At 49.2% G+C, this 16,181-nt stretch carries 16 protein-coding genes; 13 read left to right on the top strand and 3 right to left on the bottom strand.

Translation table 11 applies throughout. From position 1 onward, the window contains the following. Positions 1-95: 95 nt before the first annotated feature. From SD10_RS26115 to SD10_RS26105, 3 genes are all read left to right on the top strand, one after another. Positions 96-344 carry a cytochrome b5 domain-containing protein gene (locus tag SD10_RS26115; RefSeq protein WP_046578086.1) on the top strand — a complete coding sequence of 83 codons (249 nt, stop codon included), beginning with the start codon at positions 96-98 and terminating at the stop codon, positions 342-344. Between the two features lie 33 nt (positions 345-377). Further along, entirely contained in the window at positions 378-1,226 is an 849-nt protein-coding gene (locus tag SD10_RS26110) for an N-acetylglucosamine kinase (RefSeq protein ID WP_046578085.1), read from the top strand. Between the two features lie 153 nt (positions 1,227-1,379). Beyond that, positions 1,380-2,450, top strand: a complete 1,071-nt coding sequence (locus SD10_RS26105; RefSeq protein WP_046578083.1) for a ferredoxin--NADP reductase — start codon at positions 1,380-1,382, stop codon at positions 2,448-2,450. Between the two features lie 161 nt (positions 2,451-2,611). Here SD10_RS26105 and SD10_RS26100 read toward each other — a convergent pair whose 3' ends face one another. Both SD10_RS26100 and SD10_RS26095 read right to left on the bottom strand, forming a co-directional pair. After that, on the bottom strand, positions 2,612-4,777 hold the full coding sequence (locus SD10_RS26100) for a M56 family metallopeptidase (protein WP_046578081.1): 2,166 nt from the start codon (positions 4,775-4,777) through the stop codon (positions 2,612-2,614). 80 nt (positions 4,778-4,857) lie between these two features. Further along, the gene (locus SD10_RS26095; RefSeq protein ID WP_082111696.1) at positions 4,858-5,226 is read right to left on the bottom strand and encodes a BlaI/MecI/CopY family transcriptional regulator; all 369 of its coding nucleotides are present in this window, start codon (positions 5,224-5,226) and stop codon (positions 4,858-4,860) included. A 163-nt stretch (positions 5,227-5,389) separates the two neighbouring features. On the opposite strand from SD10_RS26095, the gene SD10_RS26090 reads away from it, so the two are divergent. From SD10_RS26090 to SD10_RS26050, 9 genes are all read left to right on the top strand, one after another. Then, positions 5,390-7,147, top strand: a complete 1,758-nt coding sequence (locus SD10_RS26090) for a M3 family oligoendopeptidase (RefSeq protein ID WP_046578077.1) — start codon at positions 5,390-5,392, stop codon at positions 7,145-7,147. A gap of 174 nt (positions 7,148-7,321) precedes the next feature. After that, positions 7,322-7,600 (top strand): hypothetical protein, encoded by a 279-nt coding sequence (locus SD10_RS26085; protein ID WP_046578075.1) that lies wholly within the window; start codon positions 7,322-7,324, stop codon positions 7,598-7,600. Positions 7,601-7,821: 221 nt separating this feature from the next. Continuing rightward, positions 7,822-8,895 (top strand): NAD-dependent epimerase/dehydratase family protein, encoded by a 1,074-nt coding sequence (locus SD10_RS26080; protein ID WP_046578073.1) that lies wholly within the window; start codon positions 7,822-7,824, stop codon positions 8,893-8,895. A gap of 88 nt (positions 8,896-8,983) precedes the next feature. Continuing rightward, entirely contained in the window at positions 8,984-9,946 is a 963-nt protein-coding gene (locus SD10_RS26075) for a glycoside hydrolase family protein (protein ID WP_046578071.1), read from the top strand. A 113-nt stretch (positions 9,947-10,059) separates the two neighbouring features. Beyond that, on the top strand, positions 10,060-10,884 hold the full coding sequence (locus SD10_RS26070) for a hypothetical protein (protein WP_046578069.1): 825 nt from the start codon (positions 10,060-10,062) through the stop codon (positions 10,882-10,884). A gap of 69 nt (positions 10,885-10,953) precedes the next feature. Beyond that, positions 10,954-11,922 (top strand): glycosyltransferase family 2 protein, encoded by a 969-nt coding sequence (locus tag SD10_RS26065; protein ID WP_046578068.1) that lies wholly within the window; start codon positions 10,954-10,956, stop codon positions 11,920-11,922. A 77-nt stretch (positions 11,923-11,999) separates the two neighbouring features. Further along, a complete protein-coding gene (locus SD10_RS26060; protein WP_046578066.1) occupies positions 12,000-12,788 on the top strand; it encodes a TauD/TfdA family dioxygenase in 789 nt (262 codons plus the stop codon). A gap of 128 nt (positions 12,789-12,916) precedes the next feature. Then, on the top strand, positions 12,917-13,891 hold the full coding sequence (locus SD10_RS26055) for an aldo/keto reductase (protein WP_046578065.1): 975 nt from the start codon (positions 12,917-12,919) through the stop codon (positions 13,889-13,891). Positions 13,892-13,920: 29 nt separating this feature from the next. Further along, positions 13,921-14,688, top strand: coding sequence for a glycosyltransferase family 2 protein (locus SD10_RS26050; protein WP_046578063.1), 768 nt, complete (start codon positions 13,921-13,923; stop codon positions 14,686-14,688). Positions 14,689-14,695: 7 nt separating this feature from the next. Here SD10_RS26050 and SD10_RS26045 read toward each other — a convergent pair whose 3' ends face one another. Further along, positions 14,696-15,139 (bottom strand): hypothetical protein, encoded by a 444-nt coding sequence (locus SD10_RS26045; protein ID WP_046580179.1) that lies wholly within the window; start codon positions 15,137-15,139, stop codon positions 14,696-14,698. Positions 15,140-15,191: 52 nt separating this feature from the next. On the opposite strand from SD10_RS26045, the gene SD10_RS26040 reads away from it, so the two are divergent. Beyond that, on the top strand, positions 15,192-16,157 hold the full coding sequence (locus SD10_RS26040) for a YheT family hydrolase (protein WP_046578061.1): 966 nt from the start codon (positions 15,192-15,194) through the stop codon (positions 16,155-16,157). Positions 16,158-16,181: the final 24 nt, after the last annotated feature.

Below are 16,181 nucleotides of genomic sequence, written 5' to 3'. Positions count from 1 at the left end.
TGCAGTAGGAACAGAAGTGGCTAAGTTACGCTAATTTTGTCGTTACTAACAAAAGCGATACTTAATAATTATCCTTCTTTGACTGATCGGATACGATGCCCGTAAATAATCCATCACTTCCTGTATACACCCGTTCACAATTAGCCCTCCGTAATGGCCAGGACCGTGATGAAATCTGGTGTGCTTATGAAGGAGTCATTTACGACCTGTCGGCGTCCCGGCTCTGGCGCAATGGTAAACACTATGAACATTGGGCTGGTCAGGATCTCACCGATGAGCTCAGTGATGCTCCGCATACCAACGGCGTTTTTGCCCGGTTTTCTGCCGTTGGGAAATTAGTTTAGGGCTATCCCAGATCGTAATCCGTACTATATTTTATGTTTTTAATTGCTGATAGTGGATCGACAAAAACCGACTGGCGTCTTGTCGATACAAATACGGGTCATTCCCTTGCTATTCAAACGGATGGCTTCAATCCATATTATCAAAACGCCCAACAAATAGCGGCAACATTGCAGGCACAATTACTGCCGCATCTGAAGCAGGCCAGCTTAACCAAAGTGTTCTACTACGGAACCGGCTGCACAGGCCCGTCGGTCAATTACATCATAGCCGATGCCCTGCACCTGGTGTTGCCGGGCTTACAGCTTGTTGAGGTCAATAGCGACATGCTTGGTGCCGCCAGAGCGGCCATGGGCCATCAGTCGGGTATCGTGTGTATTCTGGGAACAGGAGCCAATGCCTGCTGTTATGATGGGACTACTACTATTTGCGGGATTCAGTCGCTGGGCTTCTGGCTTGGTGACGAAGGGAGTGGGGGGTATCTTGGCAAAACACTGGTTCGCGATTTTTTTCAGGACCGCCTGCCCGCTGAACTTCAGGAGGCCTTTCAGAATCAATACGCCCTCGACCGCCCAACATTGCTGGAAAACGCTTACCAAAAGCCGTTTCCTAACCGCTATTTTGCTTCATTTACGCCCTTTTTGTTCACTCATTTAACTCATCCCTACATCGCCCAGTTGGTTACCGATGCGTTTGTTTTATTCCTGACAACGTACGTTAAGCGCTTTCCGGAAGCGAGCCAGTGGCCGGTTCACTTTGTCGGGTCTATTGCCTACTATTTTTCTGATTTGCTGCAACAGGCGGTAAAACAAACCGGTTTAACAATGGGTCGTAGTATTAAAGCCCCTGCTGATGAGTTAGTTGATTTTCATAAAAATGGGTAAGTTCCCAGTGTTCACTTGTACCTTTGTCGGAAAGAAGTCAATTAAATAAAACGGGGACTAACGAAAACAGAGCCGCTACAGCGGACATAATCTGCCGGTCGCGTAGGTCTGCTCGATTGGTTCGCCCGGTAGTGAAAGACAACCTGAATAGTAATGGCAAATCGGTATTTTTTAAAAGTAAAAGACGTCAATCGGGAAACGAGCGACGCGGTAACCATAAGTTTCTGGCATCCCATCAGCGAGGAAATTCGCTACCAGCCGGGCCAATTTCTGACATTTCTGCTCAACATAAACGGTCAAAAAGTTCGTCGATCTTATTCCATGGCCTCATCGCCCCATGTCGATGTGTCTTTATCGGTATCTGTAAAGCGTGTACCGGGTGGACTGGCGTCCAATTATCTCCTCGACCGCATTAAGCCGGGCGACATTCTTGAAACGCTGGAGCCAATGGGCACATTTGTGCCAAAACTCGATCCGCAAAGCCGCCGGACTATTGTCTTGATTGGCGCGGGTAGTGGCATTACACCCCTGTTTTCGATGGCTAAATCGGCCCTTCACGTGGAGCCAAACAGCCGCGTGTGGCTTATTTACGGCAACCGCAACGAGGAGTCAATTATTTATAAAGCCCATCTGGACGCCATGGAGCAGGCCTACGGCAAGTCGCGCTTTCAGGTAACCCACGTGCTGAGTCAGCCATCGGCTGGCTGGGCAGGAGCCGAAGGGCGCTTAAACCAGCACACGCTTACCCGATTATTCGATCAGTTGCCTAAAGCCGATCTTCAGAATGCGAGCTTTTACCTCTGCGGTCCCGATGGTATGATGGCCGAAGCCCGTTCGGCCTTGTCGCTGGTCGGTGTTTCGGCGGAGCGTGTCCATAAGGAAAGCTACGCGACGGCGCCTGTTGCGGCTGGTGAAGTTGTGGAGGAACCACTAACTGCGGGCGATAGTGGTTCGCCTGAAGTGACGGTACTGTATGAGGGCAGCGAGTATAAATTTGCCGTGGCGCCCCATCAAACCATTCTGGAAGCTGCTTTGGATCTGGATATTGATCTGCCCTATTCGTGTCAGGCGGGCATGTGTACCGCTTGCCTGGGCAAATGCATTTCGGGAAAAGTTAAACTGGACGAAGAAGACGGCCTTTCGGAATCAGAATTAAAAGCCGGATATGTACTTACTTGCGTGGCACACCCCGTTGGCCGCGATGTCGTGATTGAAATCGACTAATTATAAGGTTTGTCCGTGGTCCGTGTCCTCACGGACCACACAAGCGCCAGCCAAGTCTATAGGCCGTGAGGACACGGTCCCGTAGACACAATACATAAGAATATCGTACCAAGTAGGCAGGAAGCCATCAGCTTCCTGCCTACTTGTTTTTATTTAGTGAACTACGGCCGTTCGGGGACTGGTGGCAGCGCGGGCTTCGGAGTTGCCATTCTTCGGCCTCGTATGGAAGTTGCCGGGACCGCAGGTGTTGGTGCCAGTGCGGGAGCCGCCGGGGCTGGCTTTGGAGCGGGTATTGCACGCACTGATGCCGCTGGGGGGATGGGGGCGGCTGGTGCAATGACTCCCCGTGGAGTATGGATGTTGGCCTTCGGTGGTTCCGGGGTTTCAAGTGCTTCAGGCGTTAATCGGATTATCTGTTCTTCATTTATTCGGATAGAGTCTCTTAATCGTCTCAATCGCTTAAACGTTTTAGACAAACTGTCTGAATACGGGTTAATCTCCTTGTAGGTAAATTCATTCAGTCGTTTACGGGCTTCTGATAGATTACGTTCGGCAGTGGCCATTTCCGCTAAAAGCGCATCGTTGAGCGTACGGAAGTCGGCTCTGGAAGCTTGTTTTTGCAAGTATGCCATCTCCTCCTGTAATTTACGCTGCTCCAGATACAGGCGTTGGCGCTGATTTGAAGGTTCCCTCATTTTCGCAATGTAATCTTCCATCGCCTTTTCGTTCGCAGTTAACTGGCTATGTAATTGATCGTATTTAAGCTTGAGGTCCAAGAACTTGTTATGGAATTCTTCGGGAAGAGAATCCGTATCAAGCAGACGCTGATTGAGCTTATCGTGAGAGTCGGACAGAGCGTTTAAGGTCGGTAACGATGCAAATGCATTATTGATGATCGAATCATAATCCACCTTAGCCAATCCCTCCACAGTTCCATCTGGACTAAGGGGGACGTTTTTCAAGGCTGATGCGACAATGTTGCTGTAGTCAATGTGGCTTAAGCCTTCTGCTAATGCCTCCATGCCTTCCTGATGGCCCTGATTCGTTTCTATTATGGTGAGCAGAATATCCCGATCAGGTTGTTTTACAGCATCAAGCGAAAGTTGGCCTGACATAACCAGGTCGAATTGCTTTTGCAATCGGGCAATGCGGCTGGCTGGTAGTTTCTGGCCTTTCCAGATAATGTAATCGACCTTTTTGTTGTCGATCATGCTAAACTCACTCCCATTGCCAGTCTTGTGCCGACGGGTTGACGGTGATGAACTCTTGGTGGGCTTGGGCTGATTCTGTTTTTGCATTGCATAAACGGATATGCTCATCAACAGAATCGTTGCCAGAGTTAAACCGGCCAAACTGCCGTTGGAAACGAACGGACGGGTTGGAACACCCAGCATTCGTTGAACCCGGTGTAGTAACTGTTGCCGGTTGGTTGTTAGGGCCATGGCCAGCGCCGGAGCTGAGGGTGCCGGAGTTAGCCGGAGTTCTTCGACATGCGCCAGAGCCTGCGCCAGAATGCGACCGTCGCCACCGCAGGCCTGCACCGCCAGATCGTCACAGCAATGTTCGCGTTCTTCCCGCACCCGCGCCGACAGCCACCATAGAGCCGGGTGGAAGAAGTAAAGTACTTCTACTACCGATTGAAGCAGGTTAACGGCGTAATCATGGCGTTTGATGTGCGCCAATTCATGCGCTAAAACGGCTTCTATTTCGCGCGATGTGAGGTTGGTAACCAGGCCAACTGGCAGTAGCAGAACAGGCTTCAGGACACCAACGACCATAGGAACGGTAGTGCGAGCTGATTCCCGTACCTGAACGACGATCTTGATAGCCAGCGTCGACCGAATGCGGTTGGCGAGTTGCAGACATATGGACGCAGCGGGTTGGGTAGCAGTTTGGGTGAGTCGTTGTAAGTATAGCCAGCCACCAGCCAGCCGTAGTCCGAAAAGGGCTACGCCAATCAGATACATGAGCACAAACTGGCCCAGGTGGTTCGCCAAAAACAACTGCATTTGCTGATGCCAGGGTAATGTTTGTGCAACAGACTGCCAGCGAACGGGCAGTGCCTGAACCGTCATCATCACAGACGTCGAGGAGTGGATCGTAGCTACCGGCGTATAGCACCAGATAAACGTAGCGGTCGAAACCAGCAACTGGCTGAGCAGCGTAAACGTGCCGATTCGGTAGCGCAGGGCGCTCGACCGGCTCCGCAGCAGATGTAAGGCCACCGCTGCGGGTAGTACCAACGCAAACCCTTGCCAGACCGCGTGAAGCAGGGTCCAGCCAAGCGCGTCGGCAACCGGACTTGATAGAAAATTGAACGAGTTCATAAACGTGTTGTCTGTTGGTTTAGCAAATCAAAGTGTGGTTTCCACGGATGATCGATCAGTTAGGTAAATCAGGGAAGATCCTACGAATCGCGGTCAAGATCGTTTAGTAGTCTTTTTATTTCGTCCAGCTCCTGACGCGATGCTTTATGATGCCCCAACACCTGCATGATCAGTTTCGACGCTGATCCGCGAAAGGCCGTTTCCACAAAGCGATCAACCAGCCCCCGTTGGGTATCTTCTTCGCTGACAAGGGCTGCATACGTGTGTGAGCGGGCGTCTTCCTCGCGTGATAAGAACCCCTTTTCATGCATAATCTGCATCAGTTTCAAGGCTGTTGTGTACCCAATGTCGCGGCTTTGGCTCAGTTTCTCATGTACTTGCCGCACGGTGCTGGGACCGTTTGCCCAGAGTACATGCAGGATTTCCAGTTCAGAGTCGGTTGGCTTCATATCTATCTACGAATAATTTCGTAGTAAACATATACGAACGTTTTCGTAGTTGCAAGTTTATGAACAAAAAAGTTTCATAATGACTTACAGTAACGTAGCTTTTGACCCATATAAACCCCGTAAAACGTAAGCTAAAATCTAGCCACGCTACGTAACAATACTTATGACAGCAAATCAAACCCTAAACCTGCCGGCCCGGCCAACACGCTCATTCATTGGGGAAACCATTGAACTAAGCAGTTGGGATGATGTAAAGCCGCTTTATGAAGAACTGCTGGATCGCTCGATTGACAATGCCGAAGAACTGAAACAATGGCTGATTGACCGGAGCGAACTGGAGTCGTACTTATCCGAAAATTTTGCGTGGCGGTACATTCGCATGACTTGCGATACCGCCAATGAAGATTTGGTGGATAAACTGAATTTCTTCATTTCAGACATTCAGCCACCCATGACGACCTATGGAAACGAGCTGGACCTGAAAGCCGTGAACAGCCCGTTCCTAAGCCAGCTAACCGACGATGGCTACGATGTAATGGTGCGGGGAATGAAGAAGGCTATTGAGATTTACCGAGATGAAAATGTCCCGCTCCAAACCGAACTTCAGACCGAAGAGCGCAAATACGGAGCAATCGTTGGGGCGATGACTGTAACGATTGACGGCCGCGAAATGACCCTTCCCGAAGCCAGTGACCGACTTCAATCGACGGACCGGGCTGTGCGGGAGGAGGCTTGGCGCAAAATCTGGGAACGGCGTTATCAGGATCATGAGGAGCTTGATCAGCTTTTCGACCGGTTGCGCGATCTGCGAAATCAAATTGCTCTGAATGCTGGCTTCGATAACTTTCGCGATTACGCGTTTGCGGCTCTGGGTCGATTCGATTATAGTCCGCAGGACTGCTTTGATTTTCATAACTCCGTAGCGCAGGCCGTTGTGCCCTTCGTGAACAAGCTCGCCGAAGAACGCAAACTAAAGTTACAGGCGTCTGATCCTTCAGTTGACCCGCTCCGGCCCTGGGACGCCAAGGTCGATTTAGAAGGTCGCGCGCCGTTGAAACCGTTCTCGACCGGAAGCGAACTCCTCGAAAAAGCAATCGAGTGTTTTGATCGGCTTGATCGTGAACTAGGTGACGACCTGCGCATCATGCGCGCCATGGGTCACCTTGATCTGGAGTCGCGAAAAGGGAAAGCACCGGGCGGATACAACTACCCACTCGAAGAAATTGGAGTGCCGTTCATTTTCATGAATGCTACGTCAAGCCTGCGTGATCTGGTCACGATGGTACACGAAGGTGGCCATGCCGTTCACTCGTTTCTCACGCGTGATCTGTCATTGAAAGCCTTTCGGAATCCGCCCATGGAAGTTGCTGAATTAGCGTCTATGAGTATGGAGTTATTATCGATGGATCATTGGGATGTATTTTTTGATAATCCGGATGAACTGCGTCGCGCCAAACTTCAGCACCTCGAATCCATCATTGAGACGCTGCCCTGGGTAGCCACGATTGACAAGTTTCAGCACTGGATTTATGAGAACCCGACGCATACGGACGCTGAACGAGGTGAAAACTGGGTCCGGATTTACAATCAGTTTGCCGATACGGTTACCAGTTGGGACGGCTTTGCGTTTTACCAGGAATACATCTGGCAGCGGCAGTTACACCTGTATGAAGTGCCATTTTACTACATCGAATATGGTATTGCCCAATTAGGTGCCATTGGCGTGTGGCGCAATTACCGGCGCGACCCAAAGGCGGGTTTGGCCGGCTACAAGAGTGCGTTAAGTCTGGGTTATAAAGCGCCCATTCGGGAGATATATGCAGCCGCCGATGTGCCATTCGACTTTTCCTATGAGCATATCCAGGAGTTAATAGGTTTTGTCTGGTCAGAAATTGAACGCCTGAAGAACCCGGCCCACTGAGTGATCGTATCGGTGATTCCACCAGCCTGGACAAGAGTCTATTCGTTAGAGCTTGCCAAACCGGTCGAAAAAATAAACGTATCCTATCTCAGCGCGGTAAGAACTGAGTATTCTTGTTTGGAAACCTAAGTGGTCTAACCTATTTTTGCCGAATCAATTCGTAATCAAGTGGCTATGAAACGCGTACTAAGCATAGGTTTGTTGGCTGTAGCGGCCTTATCGCTGACATCCTGCGACTATCAAAAATATAACTCAATCCGTCAAAAGGATTTCCGGGCCGACGACTATCGGGCTGGCTATCGGGCGGGTGACCCAGAAGTATATGGCGCTGGTAGAGACTCGGCGGCTGTGCAGACAAAATACAAATACACGCCTAATCCAGATCTAGATGCCCGGACGCAGAAGATCCGTCAAAAACTATTTGGAGCTGGTACAATAGGTCAGGGTGCCTAATTTTCCTGATCACTCAATTGACATAACGACAGCGATGGATTGGCGAATAGACGCTGATTCCATCGCTGTCGTTTTTCCGCTTGCTAAATTGCATCCTCTGTTTGCTTAAATAGGACAATAAAGGGAATGTAAGTCTGGATTTTTGCGTTACTTTGTTCAGTCAAATTCTTGAAAAATAGAATTTTTTGAATAGGGAACTTTCACTACGACCTGAAAACGATATGAAAATTGCATTAGTTACGGGATCTGCCGGTTTGATCGGTAGCGAAGCGGTGGCCTTCTTCGCGGATAAATTTGATTTAGTTGTTGGTATAGACAACAATATGCGGCAGTACTTCTTTGGCGCCGATGGCTCAACAGAATGGAACCGCAACCGCCTGGCCCAAGCGTATACCAATTACCAGCACCGGTCCGCCGATATTCGGGAAGTAGCTCAACTGGAAACAATTTTCCAGGAATTCGGCACCGATATTAAACTGGTGTTACATACGGCCGCTCAACCCAGCCACGACTGGGCCGCCCGTGAGCCATTTACCGACTTTGGCGTTAATGCTGTTGGGACCCTCAACATGCTGGAGATGACCCGCCTGCACTGTCCCGAGGCTGTGTTTATTTTTACATCGACGAATAAAGTATACGGTGACAACCCTAACTTTTTGCCGCTTATCGAAACCGAAACACGCTGGGAAATTGATCACGACCATCCCTATTTCGAAAACGGGATCGATGAACACATGAGCCTCGACCATACCAAACACTCGGTTTTTGGTGCATCGAAAGTAGCAGCCGATATCATGGTGCAGGAATATGGTCGGTATTTTGGAATGAATACCGGTGTGTTCCGGGGTGGCTGTTTAACCGGCCCAAATCACTCCGGCGCCCAGTTGCATGGATTTCTGTCGTATTTGATGAAATGCGCCATTACCGGAAATCAGTATACCATCTTTGGCTATAAAGGCAAGCAGGTTCGGGACAACATCCATAGCTGGGATCTCGTGAATATGTTCTGGCATTTTTACCAGAACCCGCGTCCGGGCGAAGTCTACAATGCAGGCGGTGGCCGGTATGCGAACTGTTCCATGCTCGAAGCCATTGCGCTCTGCGAGACAATTTCGGGCAACAAGATGAACTACCAATATTCGGAAACCAACCGCAGCGGTGACCATATCTGGTATATTTCCGACCTGACTAAGTTCAAACAGCACTATCCCGGCTGGGACTGGACATTTGATCTAAAGGAGACAATGTCGCAAATCCACAGCAGCATGGTTTCCCGCTTAGCCCCAACGATTTAATAAACGTACCCATCATCTTCCGACCGTGTCACTATAAAATACGGCCGGAAGATGGTGGGTATTTAACCTTATAGAAGACCTGATCCGAATGACCTGGCAAAAGCAAGGACTAGTTTATAAACCCGACGGTTCGAAACCATTTAGCCGCACCCACGCGCAGGTTCCCTTTGGTTATCCAATGGCGGATAAAGTGCGGGTCTATTTTTCTACCCGCGATGACGAAGTTGCGTCGGCTGTTTCGTTCGTTGAACTGAATCCCGATAATCTGTCTGAGGTGATCTATATTCATGACAAACCGTGCCTGACAAAGGGCGCTGTTGGCATGTTTGACGAAACAGGAACCATGCCTTCCTGGTTCTTACCTGTAGGTGACGAAATCTGGTTGTATTACACGGGCTGGAACAAAAGCGAAACGGCCAGTTATCGGCTTTCCATTGGCCTGGCTATTAGCCGTGACGGGGGGCTGACCTTTGAACGGAAATATACGGGACCAATTCTTGATCGGTCCATCTATGACCAGGTCTGGATTGCACAACCCTGCGTTATGCGAGAAGAGCAGGCCGATGGCTCCATCCGGTGGCGGATGTGGTACCTTTCATGTACAAAGATCGAGGTGATCAATGGTCATCCCGAACCTTTTTACGACGTGAAGTACGCCGAGTCGAACGATGGACTCAATTGGAAACGTACCGGCCACGTTTGTGTTGGTTACGATCAGTTTACGGATGCCATTGGTCGGCCAACGGTGTATAAAGATACCGATTCGAGTGGTGACGATTTGTACAAAATGTATTTTTCGTATCGCAATGCGACCAACTACCGGACCGATGTTCAGCGGAGTTACCGAATTGGGTACGCCGAATCGAAAGATGGCATCACCTGGGAGCGCAAAGATGATCAGGCGGGAATCGAACGGTCAGCAGAGGGCTGGGACTCAATGATGATGGACTATTGCCACATTTTCAAACAGAACGACCAGTGGGTAATGTTGTATAACGGAAATGGATTTGGTGCATCGGGATTTGGCTACGCAACTCAGCCCGCAGGCTGATGAAAATCAGTATCGGGAGGGTTGTGTTTTCCCCAGATACCGCCCTACTTTGTGACACAATTTAAATAAGTAAAAACAGCCGCGGGTAGTCGCGCATTTATACGTTTTTTGCTATGAAAGAAGTTGCAAAATACCTGATAAAAATTGATGCGGAGTTCAAGGACGGCAGAATCGTTCCTGAAGTTCCCTATGAAGAAGTGATGCGATTGGTCAATGAGCCAAACATTGTTATCATTAAAACGGGCATTCCGGAGGAGACATTGCGGAGCGTTATCAGGACAACCCACGAATGGGCCTCTAAAACGCCGTTAGCCGAAGGTCCTGACCCATTTGACAACAATCAGCATAAGCAGCGGCTGCACATTGCCAAGATTCAGCAGGCACCGCAATTGTTTCATGACCATACCTTCGATGCCATTCTGGATCTTGAAGAGCCAACGCAGCAACAGCTTATGCAGGTTTTCACGCCAATGCGCCAATTCTGGAATGACCTAACCGGAAATAACGAAGAATATGGCATTCGCAAAGGACAGCCTTACTTTCACCCGCAGGTAACGCACTACCCCTTGGGAGGAAGCTTCTTCGGTCGGCACTGGCACCCGCTCAACCCGCAGAAAGTAGGCACGATTCTAGCGCTGAATCAGTACGGAAAGGATTACACATCCGGTGGAACCGGCTACGTTATCAATGACCATATCGTTGAAACAGAAGGTTTCCAGGATATTGGCGATTTGATCCTGTTCCGGTATGATTTACCGCACTGGGTTAGCCCATCAAGTTTTGCTGATCGCTTTAGCTGGGATGATCCTGCCGGACGTTGGGTGGCTATTCTACCATTCTATGATCCCTGGGCAACACCCGCCGATAAAGAAGAACCACAGGGTTGGAAAGCGCAGATTCAGACGGCTAAAAACGCTACGTCGGAGGCTGTTGTTTAGTTTATAGCTTACGGTTTATAGACAAAGAAGCCGCTTTAGCGGTTGTTTATAAACCGAATCCCGATTGTTATGCTAAAAGTTAGTGTCCTGATTATTACCTACAATCAGAAAAATTTCATTCGCCAGGCCATTGACAGTGTTCTGGCTCAAAAGACTACGTTTCCAATCGAAATCTTAGTCGGCGATGATTTTTCAAGCGATGGTACACGGGAGATCATTCAGGAATACGAGCGCCAGCATCCCGGCTTAGTGAAAGGGGTGCTTCACCCGCGTAACATGGGTAAAAATGGCGGGATTAACTTTCTGGAAACGCTAAAGCGGGCGACCGGCGAATATTATGCGTTGATCGACGGCGACGACTATTTGACTGATCCCCTGAAACTACAAAAACAGGTCGATCTGCTGGACGCTCACCCCGATTATTCGATGGCTTTTCATAATGCCCTGATCACGTATGAGGATGGAAGTCCGTCACACGTGCTCAACGGGCCTGATATGAAGCCCTTCTATACGATAGAAGATTTGATTGGGGAAGATGAAATCTGGTTTATGGCTACCTCCAGTACGCTGTATCGGAATTCTATAAAAGAATATCCCGCCTGGTTTAGTGAATCAGTCAGTGGCGACATTCCCCGGTTGATTCTGAAAGCCAAGATGGGAAAAATCGGGTATTTGCCGGATGTCATGTCGGTCTACCGGAAAAACAGCAATGGCACCAGCTTTACGGATAAGTATGATGACGCCGTTTTTCTGCAAAACCGGATTGATATGTACAGCAATATTAACCGCGAACTGAACTACCAATATGATCGGCTGCTGAGAAAAAACATAGCCCGTTATTATCGGATGATGTTGAAGAGCAGGCAGTTCCGTGGTTCTTACCTGGGAAAGTTAAAACTGGTTACTCAGTATTACTCGCTGGCGAAACCAAATTGGCCCGATTTGAAAACGATTGTTTACGACCATTTAACTCCGCCTGTTCTACAGCGTGCTTACGGCGTAGTGGCTATCGGCCTACACCGTATTCTAAATAATTGAGTAACTCGGTTACCCGCATTTGGGCAATTGTTACACTTTTCCTATTTTGTGAACTAAATAACGAAACTAAAGAGGCTATGAATTTTTTTCAGCAAGTTGCCTATACAACGCCGGAAGAAACGATTCAGAACGTAAAAGAAGCCGTTCAGAATAATAAACTGGTTTTCCTGTCTGATTTCCGTGAAGACCTGCCCGTACACGATTTCTACAGCAAACTATCGGAAACGGTTGGCCGTATTCATGCTGCCGACGAAGATCTGGCTACGGGTAAGATGACTGGAAATCGCTGGATTGACATTACCTACGATCCACAAATTCCTGATCGCTACCGGTCTAGCAATACCCGCCAACCCTTGCACACAGATGATTCATATGTTGAGTTAGGGGGCGAAGAGGCCGTTAACTTCTTTTATTGTGCATCTAACGCAAAAATCGGTGGGGCAACTACCTTCTTTGATTTACCCAACTTGATCGAGTGCATGAAGCTGGATGGCGAAGACGCTTTACTGGAAGAGTTGATGAGCACGGACGTTGTCCATTCCAAAGGGGGCGCTCGCAAAGTGCGGAAGATCATTGATAAAGACGGAGAAGGTTATCTGGCCAACTGGAACTACTTCTGTCTGTCGCGAGAAGAAAATTCACCGGAAGTGCTGGACATGTGCGAGCGTTTTCACCAGTTCCTCGAAAGTCGGATCATGAATGCCGGTATTATTTTGCCTGTTCAACTGAAGAAAGGCGAGGCCGTATTCTTCCACGATGACCGGGTTATGCACGGGCGTAATGCATTCTTTGCTGAATTCCCAGGTCAGCGCAGCCTCATCAAAGGGAAAATTATTATCACGCCGGCTGCCGACGCCGTTTATTAATTTTACATAAGAATATGCTTAGGCTATTCTTAGAGTAGTCAAGCTTATTCCTATAGATGCAGTCTGGTATTGGTTGAATGAAGCGACTTTGCTGGCTAATTCAACCAATACCAGACTGTTCGCTTACTATGAGTGTATCCATAAAAGAGCAGCTAACATCTCGACTGGGCTTCGGTACCTGGCAGTTTGGCGGGCCAAATGTTGTAAATGGTAACCCAACCGGTTGGGGCGAAGTGGATAAAGCCGATGCCATTCGGGCGGTGCACAGCGCCTTGGAGCAGGGTATCAACTTCTTCGATACGGCTGACAGCTACGGCCGCGGCCAGTCTGAACGGATTTTGCAGGAAGCTTTTGCACAAAAGCCCGACTTAACTAAACTCGTTTGCACAAAATTTGGGAATCGACAGTTGCCGGACGGCCAGCCGACTCAGGATTATAGTGCAGCGTATCTGGTCGAAGCCGTTGAAGGAAGTCTGAGCCGGTTAGGTCTAGACACGCTCGATCTTCTTTTACTGCATAGCCCTCCTGATGCGTTCGATTGGGCCAACTACGACCCAACCCCTTTTGAAAAACTAAAACAGGCCGGAAAAATTCGGGCTTACGGGGTTAGTTCACGTTCTGTATATGGAGCCAAGCGCGTTCTGGAAGCTGGTTTTGGTAGCGCGCTGGAGGTAATTTATAACGCGTTGGATCGTCGGGCGGAAGAGTTGCTATTTACCGCTTCTAATGCTGGCGATTACCTGTTTATAGGGCGGGTGCCCCTAGCATCGGGTTTCCTGAACCCAGCTTACCTGACACAGGATCCAGTTTTCCCGCAGGATCAATACCGGTATTATTTACCCGACCGCGACCGTGACTGGCTGTTAACATCGGCCCGAAAGCTAGCTTTTCTGGATGAACAGCCTGGTGGTCTTGCCACTTCGGCCTTGCGATTCAGTTTGTCTTCTGAAGCGGTAGGCGTCGTAATTCCCGGTATGCGTAACGAGAAACAGGTTTTAGCGAACCGTCAGGCTGAAAAACTAGGCCCTTTATCCCCCGATTTACTGGCTCGTATTCGTCAGGCGGTTCCCGACGTGGCTGATCACTGGAAACCAAAAAGCTGATTTTGACATAGTTCTTTTTACTTTTGTTTATGAAACTAAGCGTCGTCATACCTGCATACAATGAGGAAGAGTCGTTGCCGCCAACGCTCCGTATCCTTTACCAGACATTGGCCAAACACGGGATTCCGCACGAAATCTGTGTGACGAATGATAACTCGAAAGATGGTACGCTGGCTGTCCTCGAACGCCTGGCTGCAACGGAGATTCCGACGCTTGTCTATTACACCAATCCCGGGCCGAATGGATTCGGGTACGCTGTACGTTATGGCCTGGAACGATTCTCCGGGGATTGCGTCGCCGTGTTTATGGCCGATCTTTCGGATGACCCCGAAGACTTGGTGCGGTTCTACAACAAAATGCTGGATTCCAATGTAGATGCCGTTTTTGGCTCCCGTTGGGAAAAAGGCGGTAAAGTGGTTGATTATCCAACCCTAAAAAAATTCATTAACCGAATTGCAAATTTTATCGTCCGGATGGTGATGGGCATCAAATACAACGATACGACCAACGCTTTTAAGCTCTATAAACGGGAAACAATCGAGGGTATAAAGCCTTTTCTGGCTCCTCATTTCAACCTAACGGTCGAACTCCCATTGAAGGCCATCGTCCGGGGTTATTCATATGCCGTAGTGCCGAACAGTTGGACAAATCGGAAGTATGGCGAGTCGAAACTGAAGATCAAAGAAATGGGCAGCCGCTACTTCTTCATTTTGATGTACTGCCTAATCGAAAAATATTTCTCTCAAGGCGATTTTCGCAAAAAAACAGCTTCTGTCCCACAGACCGTGAGCCGATAAGCCCCGCTTAACCAACGACCCCTTTTAATCCGGGAATCAGATAAAAAAACAGGGTCTGAACAATTGCCCATAGAACAGCGCTAACCAGCATAGATACCAGTACGCGCCCTCGGTTGACCCCAAACGATAAGGCCAGAATTGTGCCGCCAATTGGTGTTAAAATCAAGGGCGTTAGAAACGCGATACCATTCATACCAAAGCGTTTCCAAATTCGAATAGCCATGCGTGTTCGCCGGGTAAACCGCTTGGGAGGGGCCGACCTGAACCGTTTGACAAGGGCTTGTATCGCGGCTCCCGCATAGGTAACCAGAACGACACTAATCATCATACCCAGCATGGTACAAATGGCCGTTTCGATCCAGGTCAGGCCCAGCGCGGCTCCTGACAAGGGACCACCGGCAAATTTGATTGTACTGGCAATGGTGACGGAAAGATATTTTGCGAACTGCATTGCGTTGATATGTTCTGAAACAACGCCATAAAAGTATCCGTTGTTTACCAATATGCCACTTATTCCGTCTACTTATCCTGGCCCACCTACTTATCAGTATAACGGTCACCTACAAACCATCATGCCAAGCCTGGTGCGAAAGGTGCTGGGCGTTGTGTATCAACGCGAACGGTTAACCCTGCAAGATGGTGATTTCGTTGATTTAGACTGGCTGGAAAACGGAAAAAATCGACTGGTCATTTTAACGCATGGCCTGGAAGGCGACAGCAATCGGCAATACATTCGAGGCACGGCCAAACTGTTTGCCGAACATAATTACGATGTACTGGCCTGGAATTGCCGTTCGTGTAGTGGCGAAATGAATCAGGCGTTTCGGCTGTATAATCACGGTGAAATTGGCGATCTGAACGAAGTTATCACCCATGCACTTCGCCGAAAACGGTATGACGAGGTTGTCCTGGTTGGCTATAGCATGGGGGGCAATATTACGCTGAAATACCTTGGGGTTCACGGCCGTCAGCTGCCTGCTGTGATTAAAGGTGGAGTAGCAATTTCGGCCCCCACCGATCTGGGTGCCAGCGCGGTTTTACTGGATCGGCCGTCAAACCGATTCTATCGAAACCGGTTCAGGCGGAAGTTAGTCCTTAAAATTAGTCAAAAGGCGGCCCTATTTCCCGGTCGGCTGGACATGACCCGGTTAAAGGATGTAAAACAGTGGCGGGATTTCGACGAGTTTTTTTCGGCACCAGTCAATAACTATCGGGACGCCAACGACTTCTATACTCAGGCATCAGCCGTCAATTTTATGCCCGGCATCAGCGTACCAACCCTGCTCCTAAACGCTCAGAACGACCCACTTCTGTCGCCGGAATGCTCACCTGCCTGGCTTGCGGAAACGCATCCCTATATTTTTCTGGAAACGCCCTCAACCGGCGGCCATGTTGGTTTTCAGGTAGTTCGTGACGCATACACCTACGCCGAACGACGAGCTCTTGCCTTTGCCCAGGCAATAGCCTAGCGCAGGGCTTCACTTTCGAAGAAA

It is taken from the genome of Spirosoma radiotolerans (assembly GCF_000974425.1).
Taxonomy (GTDB): Bacteria; Bacteroidota; Bacteroidia; order Cytophagales; family Spirosomataceae; genus Spirosoma; species Spirosoma radiotolerans.
This window is presented reverse-complemented; position numbering and strand designations above follow the sequence as displayed.